Origin of the sequence: Methylobacterium sp. UNC300MFChir4.1 (genome assembly GCF_900110155.1) — a bacterium.
In the GTDB taxonomy this organism is placed as follows: Bacteria; Pseudomonadota; Alphaproteobacteria; order Rhizobiales; family Beijerinckiaceae; genus Methylobacterium.
The window spans coordinates 473,657-495,663 of sequence record NZ_FOCS01000001.1 but is presented as its reverse complement, the minus strand read 5'-3'; the positions used below and the strand labels follow the sequence as shown (position 1 = coordinate 495,663).

The following is a 22,007-nucleotide window of genomic DNA, read 5'->3' as shown; positions in this document are numbered from 1 at the left end:
GGCCACAGCGCCTCACCACCGGTTGAGGACAGCGGCGCGGGACGGTCATGAACAGCGAGGCGGAGGACGGGCTCATCCGGTCGGGCACACCGGTCTTCCGCCGCACGGCTCTGGCCCTGGCGGCGGCCGGCTTCTCGACCTTCGCGGTGCTCTACGCGGTCCAGCCGCTCCTGCCGATCTACGCGGAGGATTTCGGCGTCTCGCCGGCTGCGAGCAGCCTCGCCCTGTCGCTGCCCTGCGGGCTGCTGGCGGTGGCGCTGCTCGTCGTCAGCCCGCTCTCGGAGATCTGGGGGCGCAAGCCGGTGATGCTGGCCTCGCTGGTCGCCTCGGCGGTGCTCACGGTCGTAGCCGCCCTGGTCCCCGGCTGGTACGGCTTCCTGGCGCTGCGCGCGCTCACCGGGCTGACGGCCAGCGGACTCCCGGCCGTCGCCATGGCCTATCTCGCCGAGGAGATGGACGCCAAGGCCATCGGCCTGTCGATGGGCCTGCTCGTCGGCGGCAACGCGCTGGGCGGCATGTCGGGCCGCCTGATCAGCGGCGTGATGGCGGACTTCGTCAGCTGGCGCGCCGGGCTCGCGGTGATCGGCGGCCTCGCGCTCGCCGCCGCGCTGGCGTTCTGGCGCTGGCTGCCGCCCTCGCGCCGCTTCGTGCCGCGCCGGCTGGCCTGGGCGGAAGTCCCGGGCAGCTTCGCCCACCATTTCCGCGACGCCGGCCTGCCCTGGCTCTTCGCCGAGGCGTTCCTGCTGATGGGCGGCTTCGTCTGCATCTACAATTACATCGGCTTCCGCCTGCTCGACCCGCCCTACGCGCTGAGCCAGGCGGTGATCGGGATGATCTTCTCGGTCTACCTCGCCGGTATGGTCAGCAGCCCTGTCACCGGCGAGTTGGCGAGCCGCTTCGGCCGCCGCCGTGTCCTCTGGGTCGCCACCGCCGTCGGCCTGGCCGGCATCGTGATGACGCTCTCGGACCGCCTGCTGGTGATCCTGGCCGGCATCGTAGTGACGACGGTAGGCTTCTTCGGCGCCCACGCGGTCGCGAGCAGCTGGGTCGGGCGGCGGGCGCTGCGCGACAGGGCCCAGGCCTCGGCGATCTATCTCGGCCTCTACTATCTGGGCTCGTCGGTCCTCGGGACCGCGGGCGGCTGGTTCTTCGCCCATTCCGGGTGGAACGGCGTGGTGCTGTTCGTGGGCGGGCTGTACGGTCTGGCGCTGATGATCGCCCTGCGGCTGTCCCGCCTGAAGCCGCTCGCGACCTGATCCGGGAGATCCGCCGATGAACGCCCGCAGCCACGCCCGACACGTCGTCGACCAGTTCGGCGCGCAGGCCTCCGCCTACGTGACCAGCGCCGTGCACGCCGCCGGCGCCGATCTCGACCGGATCGGCGAGCGGGTCCGCGCGCGACCGGGTCTGCGGGTGCTCGACCTCGGCTGCGGCGGCGGCCACGTCGCCTTCGCGGCGGCCGCCACTGGCGCCGCCGTCACGGCCTACGACCTGTCGGCCGAGATGCTGGCGGCGGTCGCGGCCGAGGCGGCCCGGCGGGGGCTCGACCGGATCGAGACCCGGCAGGGCGGCGCCGAGGCCCTGCCCTTTTCCGACGCGAGCTTCGACGCCGTCCTGACCCGCTACAGCGCCCACCACTGGCGCGACGTGCCGGCGGCCCTGGCGGAGGCGCGACGAGTGCTGCGGGCGGACGGGTTCCTCATCGTCAGCGACATCGTCGCGCCCGAGGATCCGCTGCTCGACACGCACCTGCAGGCGCTGGAGCTGCTGCGCGACCCCTCGCACGTGCGCGACTACCGGGTCTCGGAATGGCGGGCCCTGCTGGAGGCGGCCGGATTCGCGCCCGGCGACGCGACGCCGAGCCGGCCGCGCATGGAGTTCGCCAGCTGGATCGCCCGGATGCGGACGCCGGAGACCCACGTCGCGGCGATCCGGGCGCTGCAGGTCACCGCGCCCGCGGAGGTCGCGGCGCATTTCGCCATCGAGGCCGACGGCAGCTTCCTGCTCGACGCCGCGCTGATCGAGGCGCGCCCGAAGCCCGGCCGCTGATCGCTCAGGCGGCCGCGCCGGAGAGCCGGCACGCCGCCCGCTCCCGCCCGATCAGCGGCAGCAGGCCGGCGAGGTCCGGCCCGTGCTCCAGGCCGGTGAGGGCGAGCCGGAGCGGCATGAACAGGCCGCGGCCCTTGGCCCCGGTGCGGGTCCGGATCTCGGTCGTCCACGCCTTCCAGGTCTCCGGGCCGAACGGCTCGGGCGGCAGGGTCTCGCGGGCGGCCGCGATCACGGCGGGCTCGGTGAGCACCGGCTCGACGGGACCGGCCACGACCCGCAACCAGTCGGCCGCCTCCGCGACGCGCCCGAGATTGGCCCGCACCGCGACCCAGAACGCCTCTGCCCGGTCCTCCGGGATCCCCAGAGCCGCGAGGCGCGCGGCCGCCTCCGGGTACGGCATGACGTGGACCAAGCGGGCGTTGAGGCCGTCGAGCTCCGCCGGGTCGAACCGGGCCGGCGCCCGCGAGATCTCGCCGAGATCGACGAGGCCCGCGAGGGTGTCGAGGTCGGGCACCGCCCGCACCGATTCGGCCGAGCCGGTGAGCACCGCCAGCGAGCGCACCGCCGCGGGCTCGTAACCGGCCTCGCGCAGGCCGCGCAGCGACAGGTGGCCGAGGCGCTTCGACAGCCCCTCCCCGTCGGCCGTCGTCAGCAGGTTGTGGTGGCCGAAGACCGGGACGGGCGCGCCCAGGGCCTCGAAGATCTGCACCTGCACGCCGGTGTTGGTGACGTGGTCCTCGCCGCGGATGACGTGGGTGATCCCGAGACCGGCGTCGTCCACCACCGACGGCAGCGTGTAGAGGTAGCTGCCGTCGGCGCGGATCAGCACCGGGTCCGACAGGGACGCGCAGTCGACATGGGCCGGCCCGCGGACGAGGTCGTCCCAGCCGACGGTCCGCGCCTCGAGCAGGAACCGCCAGTGCGGCCGGCGGCCCTCGGCCTCCAGCGCCGCCCGCTCCTCGGCGGTCAGCTGCAGAGCCGCCCGGTCGTAGATCGGCGGCTGGCCGCGGCCGAGCTGACGCCTGCGGCGGCGCTCCAGCTCCTCCGGCGTCTCGTAGCAGGGGTAGAGCCTTCCCGCTGCGCGCAGGCGGTCGGCGGCGGCGTCGTGCTGCGCCGTGCGGTCGCTCTGCCGCGCGAACAGGTCGGGCACGATGCCGAGCCACGCGAGATCCTCGCCGATCGCCTGGGCGAAGGCCTCCGTGGAGCGCTCCGCGTCGGTGTCGTCGAGGCGCAGCAGGAAGCGGCCGCCGGTCCGGCGGGCGAACAGGGCGTTGAGCAGGGCCGGCCGGGCGTTGCCGATATGGAGATACCCGGTCGGCGAGGGTGCGAAGCGGACGAGAGTCATGGCCCGCTCTCTAGCCGATCTGCGCGGGAATGTGCGCGGGACTTCGCGATCACACCGGCCGGATGCGTCCCCCGCAGCGCCCGCTACCCAGGACGCGGGAAACCCGGCAGAAGGGCGCGCGTGGTGCGGTGCAGGATGTGAGCGGCATGGCGACGGACGAGACGGCCGACATCGTGGTGGTCGGCGGCGGGATGGTCGGCCTCGCCAGCGCCATCGCGCTGAGGGACCGCGGGCTCGACGTGGTGCTGCTGGATCCCGGCGAGGCGCGGGCCCGGACCTCCTACGGCAATGCCGGCGTGGTCAGCCGCGGCTCGATCCTGCCGATGTCGAGCCCGGCCCTGTGGGGCAAGCTCCCGGCCTACCTGCGCAACGCCGATCGCGGCCTGCGGCTGCACTACGGGCATCTCCCGCGGATCGTGCCCTACACGGCGCACTTCCTCGCCGCCGCGCGCGCCTCGCGCTGGCGCCGCGCCGCGGAGGCGCTGCTGCCGCTGACCAGCGCCGCCTATCCGGCCCACGAGCGGCTGGCGGCCCGGGCCGGGACCAGCGACCGGCTGCAGCGGACGGGTTGGATCAAGGCCTACCGCACCGAAGCTGCCTTCGCGTCCGCCGCCCTCGAGCGCGAGATCCTGGCCGGGCACGGGGTCGCCTTCGACATCCTCGACACCGCGGCGCTGCGCGCGCTCGAGCCGGCGCTGGTGCGGCCCTACGCGCGGGCCATGCTGCTCACCGAGACGGGGTCGGTCCGCGAGCCCGGCCGGCTCATCGAGGCGTGCGAGGCCCTGTTCACCGGTCTCGGCGGCCGCCGCCTGCGGGGCAGCGTCGCCCGGCTGGAGCCCCAGGCGGACGGCTGGCGCGTCGATCACGACGGCGGCGCGGTGCGGGGCCGACAGGTTGTCCTCGCGGCCGGCGCCGCGTCCGGAGCGATCGCCCGGACCCTGGGCTACCGTTTCGCCGTTGCGGCCGAACGCGGCTACCACCGCCACTACGCCCTGCATCCGGACAGCGCGCCGCTGACCCGGCCGATCCTCGACACGGGCGCGGGCTCGATCCTGTCGCCGATGGGCGAGCACCGGGTCCGGGTCCTGTCCGGTGTCGAGCTCAACGCGCGCGCCGCCGCGCCCGACCACACCCAGATCGATGCGGCGTCCCGGGAGGCGGCCTCCACCCTTCGGCTCGGCGGCCCGCTGGACAACGCGCCGTGGCTCGGCTCCCGGCCGTCGACCCCCGACGGGATGCCGGTGATCGGCCGCGCCCCCCGGCACGACGGCCTGCTCTTCGCCTTCGGCCACGGCCATATCGGCCTGTCCACCGGCCCGATCACCGGCGAGATCGTCGCCGACCTCGCCACCGGCCGGGAACCGGCCGTGCCGGTCGCTGCCTTCGCGCCAGAGCGGCTCCTGCGCTGGCCGCGGCTGCTCTGAGAGCCGCGTCCCTCAGCGCCAGTCGTAGGGGTTGTAGGGCTCGAGCGCGGCCTCGACCTTCCGCAGGATATCCGGCTGGCGCTGGAGGTCGGCCTCCCGGGCGAGTGCCCGGAGGAAGGCCTGCGGGCCGTGCTCCAGGTCGCGCGTCAGGCCGCTGTAGCGGTCGGCCGGCTCGACATGGGCGGGATTGACCGCGACGCGGTAAGCGAGGCCGCAGGTCGGCGGGTCGATCCCCAGGCGATAGCAGATCCGCACCCGGGCGAAGGGGACGTCCGGGCGGTAATCGACCCGGTAGCCGCCGAGACGGAAGGCGCCGCCGGTCGCGCGCTCGGCATAGGCCAGCGTCCGCGCCACCGTGGTGAAGCCGGCGGTGCGCCGGTCGCGCACGAGGTCGATCGCCGCCCGTTCCGTGGGCACGAAGGATTGCGCGCAGGCGGGGCCGGACACCAGCGCGACCAGAAGAGCGGGGACGGCGAGTCTCATGGCTTCTTCATGCAGACTGCGACGGGCTGGGCATCCTTGGCGGCCTTGGCGGTCATGTCGAGGCAGCCGACCGTGGACACGCCGTCCGTGACGGTCACCGACGGCACCACCGCCATGCCTCGGCAGTAAGCGCCAATCAATTCCTCGTCACGGCGGCACGCCACGTCGAGGCGCACCTGGCTGTTCAGGGACGGTCCCGGCGGACCGGCTGGTCCGGCCGGGCCCGGGTCGCCCGCGGGGCCGCGGGCGCCGGTGGCGCCGTTCACCCCCGCCGGCCCGGCCGGCCCCGCCGGTCCCCGATCACCCTTCGCACCGGGAGGTCCGGCCGGTCCCGGCTTCGGGGCATCGCAGGCGGCGAGCGCGAGCGCCACCGCGCCGACCACGAGCGCGATCAGGGGGGATCTCATGGGGTTCTCCGGCACGCTGCGCGAGGAACTGGCGCGCGCAGGCGGTGCGTCAACACCGCGTCGCCGACACGCCGGCGCTATTACAACCAAAAGTAGCGGCCCTTTGATAACCCTGGTCTAGTCGATTGGATTAAGAGTTTCGCAAAAGCTTGGCGTCACATCGGATGAGATGTCTACTTCCGAGTGATCTGCTCGCATATGAACAGCCGAGGACTTGTAGGAACGCAGGTCAGAGTGACGCCAGGTTGCCTCCTCGCGCGCCTGGGGCGCGAAACCGGGGGCGCGGCCGCGGTGGAGTTCGCCCTGGTGGCCCTGCCCTTCCTGGCGCTGTGCGGCGCGATCATCCAGATCGTGTTCCAGATGTGGGCGACGCAGAATTTCGATCGCGCGCTCCAGAACGCGGTCCGGACGATCTTCACCGGCCAGTTCCAGCTCGACACCGCCGGCCAGACCAATCCGGCGACCGTGCTCGCGACCCTGAAGGCTAGGATGTGCGGATCGGCCGTCAGCCCCGTGCCCACCGTCTTCAACTGCCAGAACGTCAAGATCGACGTCGCGACCTCGAGCAGCTTCGCGAGCGCGACTGCGACCAAGCCGATCGACACCGCCACGGGCACGTGGAGCACGAGTTTCGGCTCCAACTACAAATGCGCTTCGCCCGGGACGATCGTGATCGTCACAGCGGCCGTGCCGTTCCCGACCTTCTTCAATCTGATGGGCCTCAATACGAAGCAGTTCACCAGCGGCTCCGCGGAGGGATCGAGCCTGCTGACCTCCACGGCGGTGTTCCGCACCGAGCCCTATCAGATCGTCGGAGCGAGCCCGTGCCCGTCCTCGCCGTCCTGACCCGGCGGGCGGCGCGGCTCCGGCACGACAGGCGCGGCGGCGCGGCCGTCGAGTTCGCCGTCATCCTGCCGATCCTGCTCGCGATCTGGGCGGGCATGACCGAGGTGACGCACGCCATCGACGAGTGGCGCAAGCTGACGCAGCTCGGCCGCACCGTGGCGGACCTGACGGCGCAGGGCGACACACAGAACCCGATCAGCACCACCGTGATGAACGACATCCTCGCCTCCGCCACGGCGGTGATGCGCCCGTTCGACACGTCGAAGGTCAAGATCGTGGTCAGCGCGATGGGCACCGACGCGAAGGACCCGAGCGGTCCTCCGGTGGTCTGCTCGAGCGTCGCCAACACCAACGGGACCGCGCGGAGCCCCGGCCCCGCGCCCAGCCTGACCGTGCCGGACGGCTACCGGATGCCGGGCATGCGCTACGTCCTGGCTGAGGTCAGCATCAGCTACACGCCGATGATCGGGAGCGCGCTGGTCAAGCTCGCCAAAGGCGTGAGCAACACGATCACGTTCACCAGCAGCGCGCCGTGGCCGACCCGCGGCGGCCAGGCCTACGGCACCAGCACCTACACGGAAGTCGTCCTGCCGGACGACAAACAATCGAACTGCGATGGCACGAAGATCGTTCGCAAAACCTGACGGCCGCCCCGAGCGGCGCCGCGATTTCCTGCGCGACCGCGGCGGCAACGTCGCCCTGCTGTTCGCGTTCCTGAGCGTGCCGATGGTGATGGTCGGCGGCGCGGCGATCGATTACGGCTTCGCCACGCGGCTGGAGACGAAGCTCCAGGCCGCGGCCGACGCTACGGCGCTGCTGCTCTGCCAGACGCCGCTGACGACGTCCGAAACCGAACTCAACGCCCTGGCGCAGACGACGATGACCGGTGCCATGGGGGCCGCGAGCCTCGTGGTCGACCGGCTGGCCATCACCAGCAGCCCGCGCAAGATCACGCTGACCGCTCACAAGCAGTCGACGACCTTCTTCGGCGGCCTGACCGGGACCCAGCGCATCAACCCGGGCGCCGTCTCGCAATGCGCCACGCCGCTGCCGAAGACTTTCGAGATCGCGCTCGTGCTCGACAACACGGGCTCGATGGCCGCCTCGAGCGGGGGACAGTCGAAGCTTCAGGCCGTCCAGACGGCCGCGACCGACTTCGTCAACTACGTCTACACCAGCCCGGCCTTCTCCAGCGCGAGCAAGATCTCCATCGTGCCGTTCGCCGCGTCTGTGGCTGTCAATCCAGCCACCTATCGTTACGCGACCTGGATCGATCAAGCTGCGCAATCCAGCTATCACTGGCTCAACGTCAACGGCCTTCAGGGCACGGGCATCACCAATCGCTTCGACATCTTCTCGAAGTTGCAGGCGGCCAACTCCGGCTGGGCCTGGGCGGGATGCCTCGAAACTCTGCCCTATCCCCTGAATGTTCAAGACGGCGCACCGACCGCGAGCAACAAGGATTCTTATTATCTCCCGCTCTTCGCCCCCGACGAGCCGGGTGACGGCTCGTCGGAATATAGCGAATACTCGACCAAAAACTCATCGAGTATCAGCTTTAACAGCTATATCGACGATTATACGAACAGCCCCGATTGCCCCAAGCCGACCCGGGACACGTCATTCTCGACGGCCGAGGCGCGTGCATGCAAGTATCTCAGCCCCCGCGATCCGTCGCCCACCTCGCGAAACCGCTACACGGGTATTCCCAACGGGCCGAATTTCGGCTGCACGACCCAGCCGCTTCAGCGACTGACCAGTGATACCACGACGCTCAAGAACTTGATCAACCTGATGGTAGCCTCAGGCTCGACCAATATTCATGAAGGTTTCATGTGGGGATGGCGCACGCTTTCCCCGAACAGCGTGTTCGCAGACGGCGCGCGCTACTCCTCGAACAGCGCCAATTCCGACCTCAGCACGATCAACAAGATCATGATCCTCATGACAGACGGGGAAAATACCTGGCCCGTAAATTCGAACCCGTCCTACAATAAATCCATGTATTTTCCCTTCGGCTATTTTACGAACGCCGATGGATCGAACCCGAATTCGCGGCTTCCGCCCAGCAATCAAAATATTTCGAATGCCCGCACAGCGCGGGATGCGCTCGACAAACTGACAGCCCTCGCGTGCAGCAACGCGAAGACAAATAATATATCGATCTACACGATCGGCTTCAGCGTCCCGGCGGATCCGATCGACTCGGCCGGCCAGACGCTGCTGCGGAACTGCGCCTCGTCACCGGACCAGTTCTACCTCGCCAACTCGTCCGACGACCTGATCAAGGCCTTCAAGTCGATCCAGGCCAGCATCGGCGCGCTGCGGCTGACTCAGTAGGCGCCGCGCCGGCGCTGCGCGGGATCCGGCGCGCGGGCCGGACCCGGTCAGTCGTCGCGGTAGACGCGCTCGCGGCGCTCGTGCCGCTCCTGCGCCTCGAGGGACAGGGTGGCGATCGGGCGCGCGTCGAGGCGGCGCAGGGAGATCGGCTCGCCGGTCTCCTCGCAGAAACCGTAGGACCCGTCCTCGATCCGGGCCAGCGCCGCGTCGATCTTGCCGGTGAGCTTGCGCTGGCGGTCCCGGGCCCGCAGCTCGATCGCCCGGTCCGTCTCGGAGGACGCGCGGTCGGCGAGGTCGGGGTGGTTCTCGTTCTCGCTCTGCAGAGCCACCAGCGTATCCTGCGCCTCGCGCAGGATGTCGTTCTTCCAGCTCAGCAGCTTGCGCCGAAAATATTCGCGCTGCCGGTCGTTCATGAAGGGCTCGTCGTCGGACGGGACGTAGCCGTCCTCCAGCTGCACCTTCGCCATGCGTCACCCTCGCTGGATGGTAAACCGCCCACCAGGGGATGGCCGGTGTGCGGCGATAACGTGAGGTGCCGTATAGTCGAGGTGCCTCATCGCCACAACGCACACGGATGCAGGGGCTGTAACTGGCTGTCACTGCATCGCCGCGTGCGGCAAACAGGCCACGGTACAGATGTTTTACGCTGTCATCTGGTCCGCAACCGTACGATCGCCTCGGCGATCTCGGTCGTCAGGCTCCGGGCGATCGGCAGCCTGTAATGGGTCTGGTCGAAGAACTGGTCGGGATCGGCCGCCGCGGGGCGGCCGTCGCGCCAGTCGACCACCGTGCTGAGCGCGTGGGTCGCCAGCACCGTGCGCACCTCGGCCCGGCAGGCCGCCTCGGCCCGCGCCCGAGGGCTGCCGGGCGGCGGCTCGCCGCGGGCGTAGACCGGCGGGAACACCACCACGACCGGCGTCTCCGCCGGGATCCGGGTCAGTTCGGCGCGCAGGCGCGCCGCGATCGGAAACGGGCCGCCGTGCCGCGGCTCCGGCTCGGGCCCGACCGGCTTCTCCAGCGCCGCCTTCTTGGCGGGATCGACGCCGAAGCCCTGGCTCAGGTAGTTGCGCTCGTAATCCCACCAGCCGTCGGCCGCGGCGGTCTTGCGGCGCGGGTTCAGGAGCCAGCCGATGCGGTTGACCGTCTCCTGCGCGGCCGAGAAGCGGATCAGCCCGCGCAGGTAGGCGGGCCAGTCGCCCACGAGCCAGTAGGGAAAGCCGTGCTCGCTCGGGAAGGACGGGTCGTCCGCGCACCAGAACGCGTCGGCCGAGAGCACGATCGCGGCGGGGCGGGCGTGGTGCTGCAGGTACCATCCCAGCAAGGCGAACTGCTCGGACGGGCCGGTGGCCGGCACCGAGAGCTGGAGGAACGGGATGCCGGTGAGCCGGGTCAGTGCCGCCGGCTCGATGAGTTGGATGTGCGAGTTGCCGATCACCACGCCCGCATAGGCCGGATCGCGGCCGCGGACGGCCGAGGCCGTGCGGGGCCCCTGCGGCCGCACGGCCCCCCGGGACAGCAGCGTCGAGCGGCCGGTATCGTAGGGGTCGACCAGCACCGCGAGGGCGAGGTGGCCCGCGAAGAGTCCGACCATCGACAGGGCCAGGGCGCGGGCGAAGCCGCGCCAGTCCCTGTCGGTCGTGGGGGGTGCGGGCGCCATCCTCAGAACTGGAAGTAGATGAACTCGTAGTTCGCATCGTCGCCGATCTTCAGCAGGACGAGCACGAACAGCAGCGCGAAGCCGAAGGCGAGGAGCCGGCGCGGCGGCAGCCGGTACACCGCGTTCCAGGCGGTGGGCCCGACCGTCGCGACCAGGGCGGCGATGGCGATGGTGCGCCACTTGAAGCCGGAGCCCCTCGGCGCGAGCCCGAAGAGTCCTTTGAAGATCGCGAGGGCCGCTTCGAAGCTCGTCGCGCGGAACAGAACCCAGGTCAGCACGACGAACAGGCTGGTGAGCACCCAGCCCAGCGGCGCGGGAATCGCGATCCGGGCCCGGCGCGCCAGGACACCGGCCCCGAGGCCGATGCCGTGCAGCGCCCCCCAGGCGAGGAAGGTCAGGCCGGCCCCGTGCCAGAGGCCGCCGAGCGTCATCGTGGCGACGAGCGCCCCGACCTGCCGCGGCAGCCCGCGGCGGTTCCCGCCCATCGGGATGTAGAGGTAGTCGCGCAGGAAGCGCGACAGGGTCATGTGCCAGCGCCGCCAGAAGTCGCGGAGCGACGTGGCGCGGTAGGGCGCGTCGAAGTTCTGCGGCAGGACGAGGCCGAACAGCAGTGCGATGCCCAGCGCCATGTCGGTGTAGCCGGAGAAGTCGAAGTAGATCTGGAACGTGAAGCCGAGCGTCGCCTGCCACGCCTCGACCACCGTGACGGCCTTGCCGGCAGCGGCGGCCTGGAACACCGGGTTCACGTATTCCGCGAGCGGATCGCCGAGGAACACCTTCTTGGCGAGGCCGACGGTCAGCAGCATCAGCCCGCGGGCGAAGCGCTCGGCGGCGTCGGGCCGCGCGTAGGGCGCCTCGTCGAACTGGTGCATGATCTCGCTCCAGCGCACGAGCGGGCCGGCGAGAACCTGCGGGAAGAACGCGATGTAGAGGGCGTATTTCACGAGCCCGAAGCCCGGCGCCCGGCCGGCCCGCAGGTCGGCGAGATACATGATGTGGTGGAAGGTGAAGAACGAGATGCCGAGCGGCAGGGCGAGACCGAGCCGCTGCGCCTCCAGGCCGGGGATCAGATTGGCGAGGTCGGCCGCGAAGTCGAGGTACTTGAACACGCCGAGTAGCGCGAGGTTGGCGGCGATCGCCGCCGGGATCAGCCAGCGGCCGGGCCACCGGCGATAGGCGCGCGCCACGCACCAGTTCGCCAGGATCGAGCCGGCCAGCAGCGGCACGAACCGGACGTCCCACCAGCCATAGAACACGAAGGACAGGGCGACGAGGAGCGGCAGCCGCCACGCGGGGGCGGCGCGCGCCACCAGCCCGTGCAGGATCAGCGCGGCCGGCAGGAAGGCGAGGAGGAAGACGAAGGAGTTGAACAGCATCGGGCGAGGCGGCGCGGAGGAGCCCGGATGGGCCGCCGTTGTCTCCGAGCGGGAGGGACCGCCTTGTCGAGGATCAAGGCCGGCCCGTCAATCGCCGCAGAGGCGGCGCGCCCGGCCGGGCGCGGCCTCACGCTCCGCGGCTGGCCGCCTCGATGGTCAGGCCCAGCCCCACCGAGCCGAACGTGTCGCCCTCCACCACCCGGGCGGCCGGCAGCGCGGCCGTCAGCGCGGCGCGCAGGTGCGGCAGGCCGGTGGAGCCGCCGGTGAGGAACAGGGCGTCGACCCGGTCGGCCGTCAGCTCCGCCTGCGCGAGGCAGCGCGCGATCCGGGCCGCGACGGCGCGGGCGAGGTCCCCCGTCTGGGCGGACAGGGTCGCGCGATCCACCGGGACCGCGAGCCCGGGCTCCAGGAGCCCGAGGTCGAGCAGGGTCGCGTCCTGTTCGGACGCCGCGATCTTGGCGCTCTCCACCGCCCCGGCCAGGGCGTGACCGCGCTCGCCCTCCACCGCCTCGCGCAGCCGCGTGAGCAGGTCGGGCCGGGCGCCGTCGCGGATGACCTCGTCGATCTCGCGCAGGGTCTTCTGATTGTAGAGGCGGTTGATCGCCGACCACGTGGCGAGGTCGTGGTAGTAGGCGTTCGGCACCGCGAGGTCGCCGCGGCGCATCGGGCTTCCGAGGCCCAGGAGCGGCATCACCGTGCCGAGGCTGAGCTGTCGGTCGAAATCGGTGCCGCCGATCCGCACGCCGTCGTTGGCCAGGATGTCGCCGGCCCGGTCCGGCCGCCCCCGCCGCTCCGGCGCGAGGCGCACGATGGAGAAGTCCGAGGTGCCGCCGCCGATGTCGGCGACGAGGGCGATCTCCTCCGCGCGGACCTGGCGCTCGTAGTCGAGTGCTGCGGCGATCGGCTCGTACTGGAACGAGACCTCCCGGAAGCCGACGTCGCGGGCGATGTCGCGCAGCGTGTCCTCCGCGCGGCGATCCGCTTCCGGGTCGCCGTCGACGAAGTGGACCGGGCGGCCGTGGACCACCGTGTCGAGGCTCTGGCCGCTGGCGGCCTCCGCCCGCGCCTTCACGGCGGTGAGGTAGCGGGCGATGACGTCGCGCAGGCGCAGCCGCTGGCGGCCGACCGGGGTCGCCTCATCCATGAGCGGCGTGCCGAGCACGGATTTCAGCCCGCGCATCAGCCGGCCGGACCGGCCCTCGACATAGGCCGCCGTGGCGGCTCGGCCGATGATCGGCTCCCGTCCGAGCTCGAAGAAGATCGCGCTCGGGATTGTCCGGTGCGCGCCCTCCAGGGGCAGCAGCGTCGGGCCGTCCGGGCCGATATGCCCGAGCGTGGTGTTCGACGTGCCGAAATCGAGGCCGCAGGCCGCCATCGTGTCGTGGATCCGGGAGTGGAGAGAAGGGCCGTGGGCCTACAGGGCCGCCATGCCGGGGTCCAGGGCGTAAGAGCGGGGCCCGGGGCTCCCGGACGGGGGTTGACGGCCCGATCGCGCACCGGCGGCGGAGCCACGCCTCGGATCGACGCCCGCATGCGGCCCACACGCGGCCCATATGCGGGAAGCGTGGACAGTGCCGCGGCGGCACACCCGGACCCGCCGGGCCGTGCTATGAGGCCCCATGCGTTCCGACATCGATCTCGGCCTGACCGGCGAGCGCCCCGCGCTCCTCGACCTCACCGAACTGCTCGCCACGCGGCTCCTGGTTCAGGGCAATTCCGGGTCCGGCAAATCGCACCTGTTGCGGCGGCTGCTCGAGCAGAGCGCCGGCCTCGTGCAGCAGGCGATCATCGATCCGGAGGGCGACTTCGCCAGCCTCGCCGACCGCTACGGCCACGTCGTGGTGGAGGCCGACGGCGACGACGTCGCCCTGCAGCGGATCGCCGCCCGGGTGCGGACCCACCGGGTCTCTGTGGTGCTGTCGCTGGAGAATCTCGACGCCGACGGCCAGATGCGGGCCGCCGCCGCCTTCCTGGGCGGCCTGTTCGACGCCGACCGCGACCATTGGTACCCGATGCTGGTGGCCGTGGACGAGGCGCAGCTCTTCGCGCCCGCGGCCGCCGGCGAGGTCTCAGACGAGGCCAGGCGCCTGTCGCTCGGCGCGATGACCAACCTCATGTGCCGCGGTCGCAAGCGCGGGCTCGCCGGCATCATCGCCACGCAGCGCCTCGCCAAGCTCGCCAAGAACGTCGCGGCCGAGGCCTCGAACTTCCTGATGGGCCGAACCTTCCTCGACATCGACATGGCACGCGCCGCCGACCTCCTCGGGCTGGAGCGCCGGCAGGCCGAGACGTTTCGTGACCTGCCGCGCGGGCATTTCGTGGCCCTGGGACCGGCCCTGTCCCGGCGCCCGCTCACCATCGCGGTCGGGCCGACCCAGACCGTGAGCCGGAGTTCCTCGCCGGTCCTCGTGCCCCTGCCCGACGCCCTGGAGGATGCCCGCGCGCTGATCCTCACAGCGAGCCCCGCCGAGACCGTCGCGCCGCTGGCGCCGCGGCCGAAGCCGCGCCCCGCGCCGGCGCCCGACGTGCTCGTCCAGCTCGCCAATTACCGTCCGCCGGCTCCGGCGGAGGAGCCGGAGGAGGAACCCATGGACCCGGAGGCCCGCGAGGCGGCGCTCGCCGAGGTGCTGGCCTCCGTGCTGGCGGATGCCGACGCCGCCGCCTGCACTCCCGCCACGCTCTACCAGGACTTCACGGTCCGCTGCCGGATCCGGCGCCTGCGCGGCGACACGATGGGTCTGCCCGAGTTCAAGCGGCGCCTCGCCGTCGCGCGGGCCGAGGCCGGCGGCGCGGTCGCGGACAATTCCGGCTGGGAGCAGGCCCAGGCGATCGCGGCCGGCCTGCCGGACGACCTCGCCGGCCTGTTCCTCGTGGTCGCTCGGGCCGCCATCGAGGGCGCCCCCTGCCCCACCGACACCGTGCTGGCCGAGGCCTACGGCACCAGCTCGGGCGGCCGGGCGCGGCGGATGCTGGCCTATCTCGAGGAGCGCGGCGCCATCGTCACCCGCAAGGACCTGCGCGGCGCACCGATCATCGCGGTGCCGGATCTCGGCGTCGAGACCGGACCGGGCGAGCCGCAGATGTTGCCGACGGGTCCGAAGCGGCGGGCGGTGTAGCGGGCGGGGTAGCGGGATCGGGCGCTCGCCGGGCGCGGTACCGGGATGCGCCCGGGGTCAGGTGCGGAAGCCCGGTCAGACGCGCCGGGCCATCTCCAGCTTGGCGAGTTCCACCGCGGCGCGCAGTTCGATCTCGGCCATCAGGCCGTCGAGCCGGGGATCCCCCGAGAGGCCGGCACGCTCGTTCAGGCGGCCGGCGATGGCGCGCAGATCCTGCGGCGCGACGCGGCCGCCGAGCAGTGCCGCCTTCAGCCGGTCGAGGCCGTCGAGGAGGTCCTGGCCGCGCTGGGCGGAGCGCCGGCGCCGCTCCTGGGGCGTGTCGGCCTCGGCCTGGAGAAGCAGGACCGCGTCGAGCCCGGCGAGCGTCGCGGCGGCGGCCGGCGCGCCGGCAGACGTCGTCGACGACGGGGCCGCGCCGAGGCTGAAGGCTGCGCCGCCCTCGGGCTTCCGGGCGGACGCGACACCGCCGGCGCTCTGGATCGGCTGGCGAGTCTCGACACGCATGATCCGGTTCGCGTTGCTCCAAGCGCCCCCGCGCAGAACCGGAAATTCGGCCGCCAGGGTTAAGCGCGGGTAAACAAGCCGGCAGAAGCTGCCGGGTCGGCAGGTTCGGTGCCGGCACCGCGAGGCGCGGGGCCAGACCTGGCCCGGAAAAACTTTGTTTTCTTCAACGGCTTGCACAGATCGGGCGGCTGGCACGACCCTGGCAGGATGGGGGCAGGTCCGTCACGGTCGAAACACGGCATGCGCCCGCGTCACGCGTTCAGTCCTCTCCGGTCTCTCTCGGTCGCCCTCGCGGGCGCCCTGCTTCTCGCCGCGCTGTCCGTGCCGGCGCTCGCCCTGTCGCGCGTCAAGGATCTCGCCTCCATCGAGGGCGTTCGCCAGAACCAGCTCGTCGGCTACGGCATCGTGGTCGGCCTCAACGGAACCGGCGACACGCTGAACAACATCCCGTTCACCAAGCAGTCGCTCCAGGCCATGCTGGAGCGCCTCGGCGTCAACACCCGCGGCGCCACGATGCGCACGCAGAACCTCGCCGCCGTGATGGTGACCGCGAGCCTGCCGCCCTTCGCCGCCCAGGGCACCCGGATCGACGTGACGGTCTCGTCGCTGGGCGACGCCAAGTCCCTCCAGGGCGGCACCCTGCTGGTGACGCCGCTGCTCGGCGCCGACGGCGAGGTCTACGCCCTGGCGCAGGGCTCGGTGGCGATCGCCGGCTTCGCCGCCGAGGGCGATGCCGCGAAGATCACCCGGGGCGTGCCGACCAACGGCCGGATTTCCAACGGCGCCAATATCGAGCGCGAGATCGCCTTCAAGCTGAACGACGCCCGCTCGCTGCGTCTGTCGCTGCGCAACCCGGATTTCACCACCTCGAAGCGGATCGCCGCGGCGATCAACGACTTCATGGGCGCCGACACCGCCGAGCCCACCGATCCGGCCACCGTCACGATCCAGATCCCGTCCCGCTACAACGGCAACATGATCCGCCTCATCACCGAGGTGGAGCAGCTGAAGGTGGAGCCTGACCAGACCGCCCGGGTCGTGGTCGACGAGCGCTCCGGCATCATCGTCATGGGCCGAGACGTGCGCGTGTCGACGGTGGCCATCGCCCAGGGCAACCTCACCGTCACCATCACCGAGCAGCCGCAGGTCAGCCAGCCGGCGCCGTTCTCCGACGGACGCACCGTCGTGGTGCCGCGCACGGGGGTGAAGGTCGATACCGGGGACGGAAACAAGCTCGCCCTGGTGAAGGAGGGTGTCAGCCTGCGCGAGTTGGTCGACGGTCTCAATGCCCTGGGCGTCGGCCCGCGGGATCTCATCTCGATCCTCCAGGCGATCAAGGCCGCGGGCGCGCTCCAGGCCGATATCGAGCTGATGTGACCGAACGGACGCGAAGGGACGATCCATGCTGCAACTCGCCAGTCTCGCGGCCAGCGCCGCCGCCAGCGTCGGAACCTCGGTGGCCGGGAGCGCCGTCGACGGGATCATCAAGACCGCCAACAAGGCCAAGGCCTTGAAGACGGCGACCGAGTTCGAATCGATGTTCCTGGAGAACAGCCTCGACCGGCTGACCCAGTCGGAGGGCACCGACGGGCCGCTCGGCGAGAACGGGACCGGCGGCGGTGTCTACCGCTCGATGCTGACCAAGGAATACGCGAAGCAGATCGTGAAGAGCGGCGGAGTCGGCATCGCCGATTCGGTTTTCCGTGAGATCATGAAGATGCAGGGCGCGGCGAGCGAGGGAGCGATCCATGCAAAGGGCTGAACCGCTGCGCGTCGGGGACCGGATCACCGCCGAGGCCCTGGTGGCGGGCGTGCTCGGCAACATGGCCGCGCTGGAAGCCGTGCTCGCCGAAGAGGCGGCCTACGTCCGGGAAGGGCGACTGCAGGAGGGCGTCGCCGCGGCCGAGCCGAAGGCCGCGCTGGCCGCCGCCTACATGCAGGGTCTCGAGGTCGCGAAGGCGAACGCCGTCGCACTGAAGCGCTTCCATCCCGACGGGGTCGAGGCCCTGCGCACCGCCCACCGGCGGTTCACCGCGGCCGTGGAGGCGAACCAGACGGTGCTCGCCAGCGCCAAGACCGTCTCGGAAGGGCTGATCAAGACCCTGGCGGAGGAGATCGGTCGGGCACAGCTCCCCTCCGGCTACGGGCGGCAGACGCCAGCGCCGTCCCCGTACGGCCGCGGCGTGCGCAGCGGGCCGTTGGTCCTCTCGCGCAACCTCTAGGGCCCGCCCGGACGGCGGCCGGCGCCGATCCGGACGTAGGTCCGCACCTCGCCGAGATCGGTGTCGACGCGGTTGTCGACCGCGATGCGGCCGGCGACAACTGGCGCTGCCGCGACGCCGCTCCCCGCGGCCAGATCCGCCCCCGCGACGACGCGGCCCGAGACGCGGAGGCAGCTGCCGCTCCCCGGCAGCCGCACGAAGCCCTGGCCCTTGGACGGGCACGGCACCGGCCCCGGGATCACGGGCAGATCCCGCAGGTCGAGGGCCTCGGCCGGGCCAGCGCCGGCCACGATCGCCGCGAGGGCAGCGCAGACCGGGATCCGGCCGCGCATCTCAGGCGGCCTGGCGGGCGAGATCCCGGTGAAGCAGGTCGATGTAGTGCTCGACCTCGCCGACGAACCCGTCGAGGTCGGGCTCGTGGATGCGCAGGCGGGCGAGGTCGCGCAGGAGGATGTCGAGGGCGATGGCGCGCTCTTCGGGATGCGCGTAGCCCGCGAGGTAGGTGTCGACGGCCTGCTCGACCAGGACGATCGCGCCGCTACGCGGGACGGCTCCCAGGCGGAGGACGAGTTCGATGGGTCCGGACAGCGCCATGCCGACCTCTCCTCAATCGAATGACGGCGCGTGGGCGCGACCGCACGCTGCGCTTCATTCTCGGAAAGCGGCAAGACTATGGTGAACCCGACACGTCGCGAGATTTTTCGAGCGTCAGGCGCGCGTTGACCGGTCTCGGCGATCAGCTCAGCTGATGTAGTTCACGAGGGAGAGCTTCGAGAGCGTCGCGGTCACCTGATAGCTGGCTTGGAGCCGGTTCTGCACGTCGAGCAGCTTGGTGATGACCTCCTCGGGGGAGATCTGCTCGATCCCGTCCAGGGTGTTCTGGACGGTGTTCTGGAGCGCCTTGTTGGTCGTGCCGGCATTCGAGAGCCGCGTCGACGCGACGGTGAGCTGCGTGACCGTGTCCTGGACGCTCGGGGTCTGGTTGGCGGACGAGAGCAGGCTGCCGGCCTTCGTCGCCACCGTCTGGTAGGTGTTGTAGGTGTTGGCGTCGTTCGTGGTGGGCAGGCCGAAGGCCATGGTCGCCAAGCCGGCGAGCACGTTCTGGACGGCGGGATCGTTGGCGCGGGCGCCCGTCCCGACGCTCCCGGTCGCGCTCACCTGGACCGACTGTGTGTCGATCGCCGAGGTCGGCTGCGGCACTGCCGGCGGCGCGGGCTGCGTGTAGGTGTTCTCGCCCTGGTACCACAGCACCGTGTCCTGGGGCGTGGCCGCCCTGTAGCCGACCGGGGTGGTGCCATCGTACAGGATGCGCTGCGGCATCACGCCCGACCCCGACGGGCCGCCTTCCGCCGCGCCGGAGAAGAAGTTCGACGCGGTCGCCGCGGTGGCGTTCACCGCCAGCGTGCTGTTGGCCGCACCGGTCAGCGCGTTGCTCAGTGTCGCCGACAGGTTGGCCATCGTCTGGGCGGGCGTCGAGCCGATGGCGAAGTTGGTGATCGATTTCGGGTCCGCGCTCGTCGCGGCCGTGAGCGTGATCGTCGTGGAGGTGCCGTCGGCCATCTTCAGCGCGAACGACACGGTGTCGCCGGCGCTCGGCTGCGTCGTCATGCTGAGGCTGAAGCTGCCCGGGCTCGTGGCCGTGCCCGCCGTGTAGGTCGCGCCGATCGCCGAGCCGGTCGTGGTCGGCGCGCCCGCCAGGGTGAATCCGAACTGTCCTCGGGTCAGGTTGTTCGACTCTTCGGTGACCTGCACGCTCGTGGCCGGGCTGGCCAGAGTCTGCGTCAGGCGGCCGTTGCCCCCCGCGCCGAGCTCGGCGGTGACCCGCTGCGAGATCAGGGTCGAGAGGCCGTCGAGGGTGTTGCCGCTCGCGTCGGTCGTGCCGTTGAGGATCTTGCTCGAATCGACCACCGGCTGGGTCGTGGTGTCGGTGCCGCCGAACAGGTAGTTGCCCGCCGCCGATTCGTTGAGCGTGTCGAGCGCCGTCTGCAGGTTGGCCAGCGCCGTCGACCGGCCGGAGACCGAGTTCGCCGCCACGCTCTGCAGGCCGTTCTGGAGCATCGTCCCGGTGGAGGTGCCGAGGGTCGCCACCTGCGTCAGGCTCGTGACCGCGAGGTCGGTCCGGGTCTGCGCGGCGGTGATGCCGGCGGCGTAGCCGGAGAGCGCGCTCAGGGTGGCCTGCGCGGACAGAGCCGTCGACCGCCCGGAGCCGAGGCCGCCATAGGTCTGCGAGACCTGACCGCTCGAGAGCTGGTTGGTCAGGTCGTTGAGCTGGCTCTTCAGCGCCTGGAGCTGCGAGGCGTTGCGGTTGGTGATGTAGGAGCCGGCCGCGAAGGGCGTGATCGTCGTCATGATCAGATCTGCAGCAGCTGGTTGAGCATGTCGCGGGCCGCGGTGAGCACGCGGGCGTTGGCACCGTACGCGGTCTGCAGGGCGATCAGGTTCGACATCTCCTGGTCGATGTTGACGCCCGCCCCGGCGGAGAACCGGCTCTGCGCCGTGGAGAGCGCCGTCTGCTGGGTGGCGTCGAGGGCCGCGGCGTTCGACGCGTTGGCCCCCTGCGTGGACACGATGTCCTGCGCGAAACCGATCACGGTGGCGCTGTAGGGGGCCGAGACGCCGCCGATACCGCTCGACGACGAGAAGGTCTGCTGGTTCGCGGTGAGCGCCGTGAACAGCTTCTGGGCGCGGGCGCCCGACGTGCTCGTGTCCGTGGCGCTCGTCGCCGTCAGCGCGGCGGTGTTGCCCGCCAGCGCGCCGTTGACCGTGATGCGCTGGGCGAAACCGGTGAGCTGCGAGCCGCCGTCGAACGTGCCGGTGTAGAGCTTGTTGCCCGTACCGTCGACGAACATCGCGATCGACGGGTTGCCGGTGTTCAGGTCCGACGCCGAGACGGCCGTAACGCTGGCGCTCGCCGCGCCGGCGACCTTGCCGGCCGCCCCCAGCGTCAGCGTCGCGCTGGTGGCGGTCGAGGAGACCGGATTCGCCGACAGCGCCGGCAGCTTGTAGGCGCTGCCGGAGGCGTTGAACGTGGCGAAGGCGGACTGGATGGCCGCCGCGTATGTGCCGGGCCCGCCGCTGGCGTTGAAGGTCAGCGTGAGGCCGCTGGCATCCGTGGTCTGCGCGGCGGGCACGACCGCGCCGCTGGATGTCGCGGACGCCACCAGCGTCACGTTGCGCACGGCCCCGGTGTTGTCGGTGACCGGGAAGGTGATCGTGTTCCCGGGCTGCATCGTCGAGACGCTGATCTGCGTGTCGGTCCCGCTGTACGTCCCGGTGGTCGCGGTATTCGTGAGCGCCTTCGAGAGGCCGGCCGCGAGATCGTCGAGCTGCCGCTGCGCCTGCGGCAGGGTCTGGTCGCGCATCTCGATCTCGGCGGCCAGGCTGCCGGACCGCAGCACGCCGGGGGCGCCGAGGTCGATCTTGCCGCCGCCCGGCAGCGTCGCCGTGATGGTTCCGACCGTCCGCTGGGCGGGGTCGGTCGAGTAGCTCGCGGTGGGGCTGAGCACGCCGCGTCCATCGAAGGTCAGGGTCGCGGCGTTCCCGCGGTCGACCAGCGTCACCCCCGACTGGGTCATGACCGAGACCGTGCCGTCGCGCTGCTGGACCGTCTGCACGTCCATGTAGCTCGACAGGCTGTTGATCGCCTGGTCGCGCTGGTCCTGAAGATCGGTCAGCGAGGTGCTGTCAGTGGTGTTCTGGATCTTGCCGTTGAGCGTCGCGATGTTGGACAGGATGGTGCTCGCCGCGCTCGTGTCGGTGCCGAGCTGCGACTCGAGGCCGGTGCGCAGGTTCTGCACCGTTCCGGCGGCGCTGTTGATGAGGCTGGCGACGGCCGCGGCATTGCCCAGCACCGTCGTGCGGGCGGCCGCCGAGGTCGGGTTCGCGGCGAGTTCCTGGAGCGATTGGGTGAAGGTGTTCAGCGTCCCGTCGAGGGAGGTGGCGCTGCCGGGCACGCCGTAGAGGGCGTCGAGCTGGGCGGCGATGCCGGACTTGGTGCCCGTGTAGGCGGCGCCCGAGGTCTCCAGCCGGAGCTGGTTCAGCGCCGCGGCGTCGAAGCTGCGGGTGATCGTGCCGGCGGCCACGCCGGAATTGTTCGTCCCGGTGGCGACCGTCGAGAGCGTGCGCTTGACGTAGCCCGCCGTCCCGGCATTGGCGACGTTCTGCGAGACGATGTTGATCGCCGCCTGGGTGGCGGCGAGGCCTGCGCTCGAGGTGGAGATCGCATTCAGCGACATGTC

At 71.3% G+C, this 22,007-nt stretch carries 22 protein-coding genes; 10 read left to right on the top strand and 12 right to left on the bottom strand.

Translation table 11 applies throughout. The features are described 5' to 3' along the window. Positions 1-47: 47 nt before the first annotated feature. Positions 48-1,256 (top strand): MFS transporter, encoded by a 1,209-nt coding sequence (locus BMY19_RS02395; protein WP_100250752.1) that lies wholly within the window; start codon positions 48-50, stop codon positions 1,254-1,256. A 16-nt stretch (positions 1,257-1,272) separates the two neighbouring features. Continuing rightward, entirely contained in the window at positions 1,273-2,049 is a 777-nt protein-coding gene (locus BMY19_RS02390; protein ID WP_100250751.1) for a class I SAM-dependent methyltransferase, read from the top strand. Between the two features lie 4 nt (positions 2,050-2,053). Here BMY19_RS02390 and BMY19_RS02385 read toward each other — a convergent pair whose 3' ends face one another. Beyond that, positions 2,054-3,394, bottom strand: coding sequence for a glutamate--tRNA ligase (locus BMY19_RS02385; protein WP_100250750.1), 1,341 nt, complete (start codon positions 3,392-3,394; stop codon positions 2,054-2,056). 146 nt (positions 3,395-3,540) lie between these two features. Between BMY19_RS02385 and BMY19_RS02380 the strand changes: the two genes are divergently transcribed. Continuing rightward, the gene (locus BMY19_RS02380) at positions 3,541-4,818 is read left to right on the top strand and encodes an NAD(P)/FAD-dependent oxidoreductase (protein WP_100250749.1); all 1,278 of its coding nucleotides are present in this window, start codon (positions 3,541-3,543) and stop codon (positions 4,816-4,818) included. A gap of 12 nt (positions 4,819-4,830) precedes the next feature. Here the strand turns inward: BMY19_RS02380 and BMY19_RS02375 are convergent, their stop codons facing one another. Both BMY19_RS02375 and BMY19_RS02370 read right to left on the bottom strand, forming a co-directional pair. After that, positions 4,831-5,301 (bottom strand): hypothetical protein, encoded by a 471-nt coding sequence (locus tag BMY19_RS02375; protein WP_026604891.1) that lies wholly within the window; start codon positions 5,299-5,301, stop codon positions 4,831-4,833. After that, on the bottom strand, positions 5,298-5,708 hold the full coding sequence (locus tag BMY19_RS02370; protein ID WP_020092918.1) for a hypothetical protein: 411 nt from the start codon (positions 5,706-5,708) through the stop codon (positions 5,298-5,300). The genes BMY19_RS02375 and BMY19_RS02370 overlap by 4 nt, the downstream gene beginning before the upstream one ends. A 234-nt stretch (positions 5,709-5,942) precedes the next feature. On the opposite strand from BMY19_RS02370, the gene BMY19_RS02365 reads away from it, so the two are divergent. From BMY19_RS02365 to BMY19_RS02355, 3 genes are read left to right on the top strand one after another with little or no spacing between them, the layout of a single operon-like run. Then, positions 5,943-6,554, top strand: coding sequence for a TadE/TadG family type IV pilus assembly protein (locus BMY19_RS02365; protein WP_244534809.1), 612 nt, complete (start codon positions 5,943-5,945; stop codon positions 6,552-6,554). Next, complete coding sequence (locus BMY19_RS02360; protein WP_100250747.1) at positions 6,533-7,198, top strand: TadE/TadG family type IV pilus assembly protein; 666 nt, start codon at positions 6,533-6,535, stop codon at positions 7,196-7,198. Before BMY19_RS02365 ends, BMY19_RS02360 begins: the two co-directional genes overlap by 22 nt. Then, the gene (locus tag BMY19_RS02355; protein ID WP_100250746.1) at positions 7,170-8,894 is read left to right on the top strand and encodes a pilus assembly protein TadG-related protein; all 1,725 of its coding nucleotides are present in this window, start codon (positions 7,170-7,172) and stop codon (positions 8,892-8,894) included. Before BMY19_RS02360 ends, BMY19_RS02355 begins: the two co-directional genes overlap by 29 nt. 47 nt (positions 8,895-8,941) lie before the next feature. On the opposite strand, the gene dksA is transcribed toward BMY19_RS02355, so the two are convergent. The 4 genes from dksA to BMY19_RS02335 form a co-directional block, all read right to left on the bottom strand. Next, positions 8,942-9,361: an RNA polymerase-binding protein DksA gene (dksA, locus tag BMY19_RS02350; RefSeq protein ID WP_012322444.1), complete on the bottom strand. Its 420-nt coding sequence runs from the start codon at positions 9,359-9,361 to the stop codon at positions 8,942-8,944. Between the two features lie 182 nt (positions 9,362-9,543). After that, positions 9,544-10,551 (bottom strand): hypothetical protein, encoded by a 1,008-nt coding sequence (locus BMY19_RS02345; protein WP_100250745.1) that lies wholly within the window; start codon positions 10,549-10,551, stop codon positions 9,544-9,546. 2 nt (positions 10,552-10,553) lie between these two features. Next, the gene (locus tag BMY19_RS02340; protein WP_100250744.1) at positions 10,554-11,927 is read right to left on the bottom strand and encodes an MBOAT family O-acyltransferase; all 1,374 of its coding nucleotides are present in this window, start codon (positions 11,925-11,927) and stop codon (positions 10,554-10,556) included. A 127-nt stretch (positions 11,928-12,054) separates the two neighbouring features. Further along, complete coding sequence (locus tag BMY19_RS02335) at positions 12,055-13,302, bottom strand: Hsp70 family protein (RefSeq protein ID WP_100250743.1); 1,248 nt, start codon at positions 13,300-13,302, stop codon at positions 12,055-12,057. A gap of 244 nt (positions 13,303-13,546) precedes the next feature. Between BMY19_RS02335 and BMY19_RS02330 the strand changes: the two genes are divergently transcribed. After that, a complete protein-coding gene (locus BMY19_RS02330) occupies positions 13,547-15,043 on the top strand; it encodes a helicase HerA domain-containing protein (protein WP_091925170.1) in 1,497 nt (498 codons plus the stop codon). A 75-nt stretch (positions 15,044-15,118) separates the two neighbouring features. Here BMY19_RS02330 and BMY19_RS02325 read toward each other — a convergent pair whose 3' ends face one another. Continuing rightward, positions 15,119-15,547, bottom strand: a complete 429-nt coding sequence (locus BMY19_RS02325; RefSeq protein WP_020092926.1) for a flagellar assembly protein FliX — start codon at positions 15,545-15,547, stop codon at positions 15,119-15,121. Positions 15,548-15,787: 240 nt separating this feature from the next. Between BMY19_RS02325 and BMY19_RS02320 the strand changes: the two genes are divergently transcribed. The 3 genes from BMY19_RS02320 to BMY19_RS02310 are packed head-to-tail and all read left to right on the top strand — an operon-like array spanning position 15,788 to position 17,769. Continuing rightward, entirely contained in the window at positions 15,788-16,924 is a 1,137-nt protein-coding gene (locus BMY19_RS02320; RefSeq protein WP_042672916.1) for a flagellar basal body P-ring protein FlgI, read from the top strand. Between the two features lie 25 nt (positions 16,925-16,949). Continuing rightward, positions 16,950-17,309 carry a rod-binding protein gene (locus BMY19_RS02315; protein ID WP_020092928.1) on the top strand — a complete coding sequence of 120 codons (360 nt, stop codon included), beginning with the start codon at positions 16,950-16,952 and terminating at the stop codon, positions 17,307-17,309. Further along, on the top strand, positions 17,296-17,769 hold the full coding sequence (locus BMY19_RS02310) for a hypothetical protein (RefSeq protein WP_020092929.1): 474 nt from the start codon (positions 17,296-17,298) through the stop codon (positions 17,767-17,769). Before BMY19_RS02315 ends, BMY19_RS02310 begins: the two co-directional genes overlap by 14 nt. Here the strand turns inward: BMY19_RS02310 and BMY19_RS02305 are convergent. From BMY19_RS02305 to flgK, 4 genes are all read right to left on the bottom strand, one after another. After that, a complete protein-coding gene (locus BMY19_RS02305; RefSeq protein WP_020092930.1) occupies positions 17,766-18,101 on the bottom strand; it encodes a porin family protein in 336 nt (111 codons plus the stop codon). The two genes, BMY19_RS02310 and BMY19_RS02305, sit on opposite strands and share 4 nt — an antisense overlap. Position 18,102: 1 nt before the next feature. Beyond that, on the bottom strand, positions 18,103-18,363 hold the full coding sequence (locus tag BMY19_RS02300; RefSeq protein ID WP_056531919.1) for a hypothetical protein: 261 nt from the start codon (positions 18,361-18,363) through the stop codon (positions 18,103-18,105). Between the two features lie 147 nt (positions 18,364-18,510). Next, on the bottom strand, positions 18,511-20,118 hold the full coding sequence (locus BMY19_RS02295) for a flagellin (RefSeq protein WP_100250742.1): 1,608 nt from the start codon (positions 20,116-20,118) through the stop codon (positions 18,511-18,513). Between the two features lie 2 nt (positions 20,119-20,120). Beyond that, a complete protein-coding gene (gene flgK / locus BMY19_RS02290; protein WP_100250741.1) occupies positions 20,121-22,004 on the bottom strand; it encodes a flagellar hook-associated protein FlgK in 1,884 nt (627 codons plus the stop codon). Positions 22,005-22,007 lie beyond the last annotated feature (3 nt).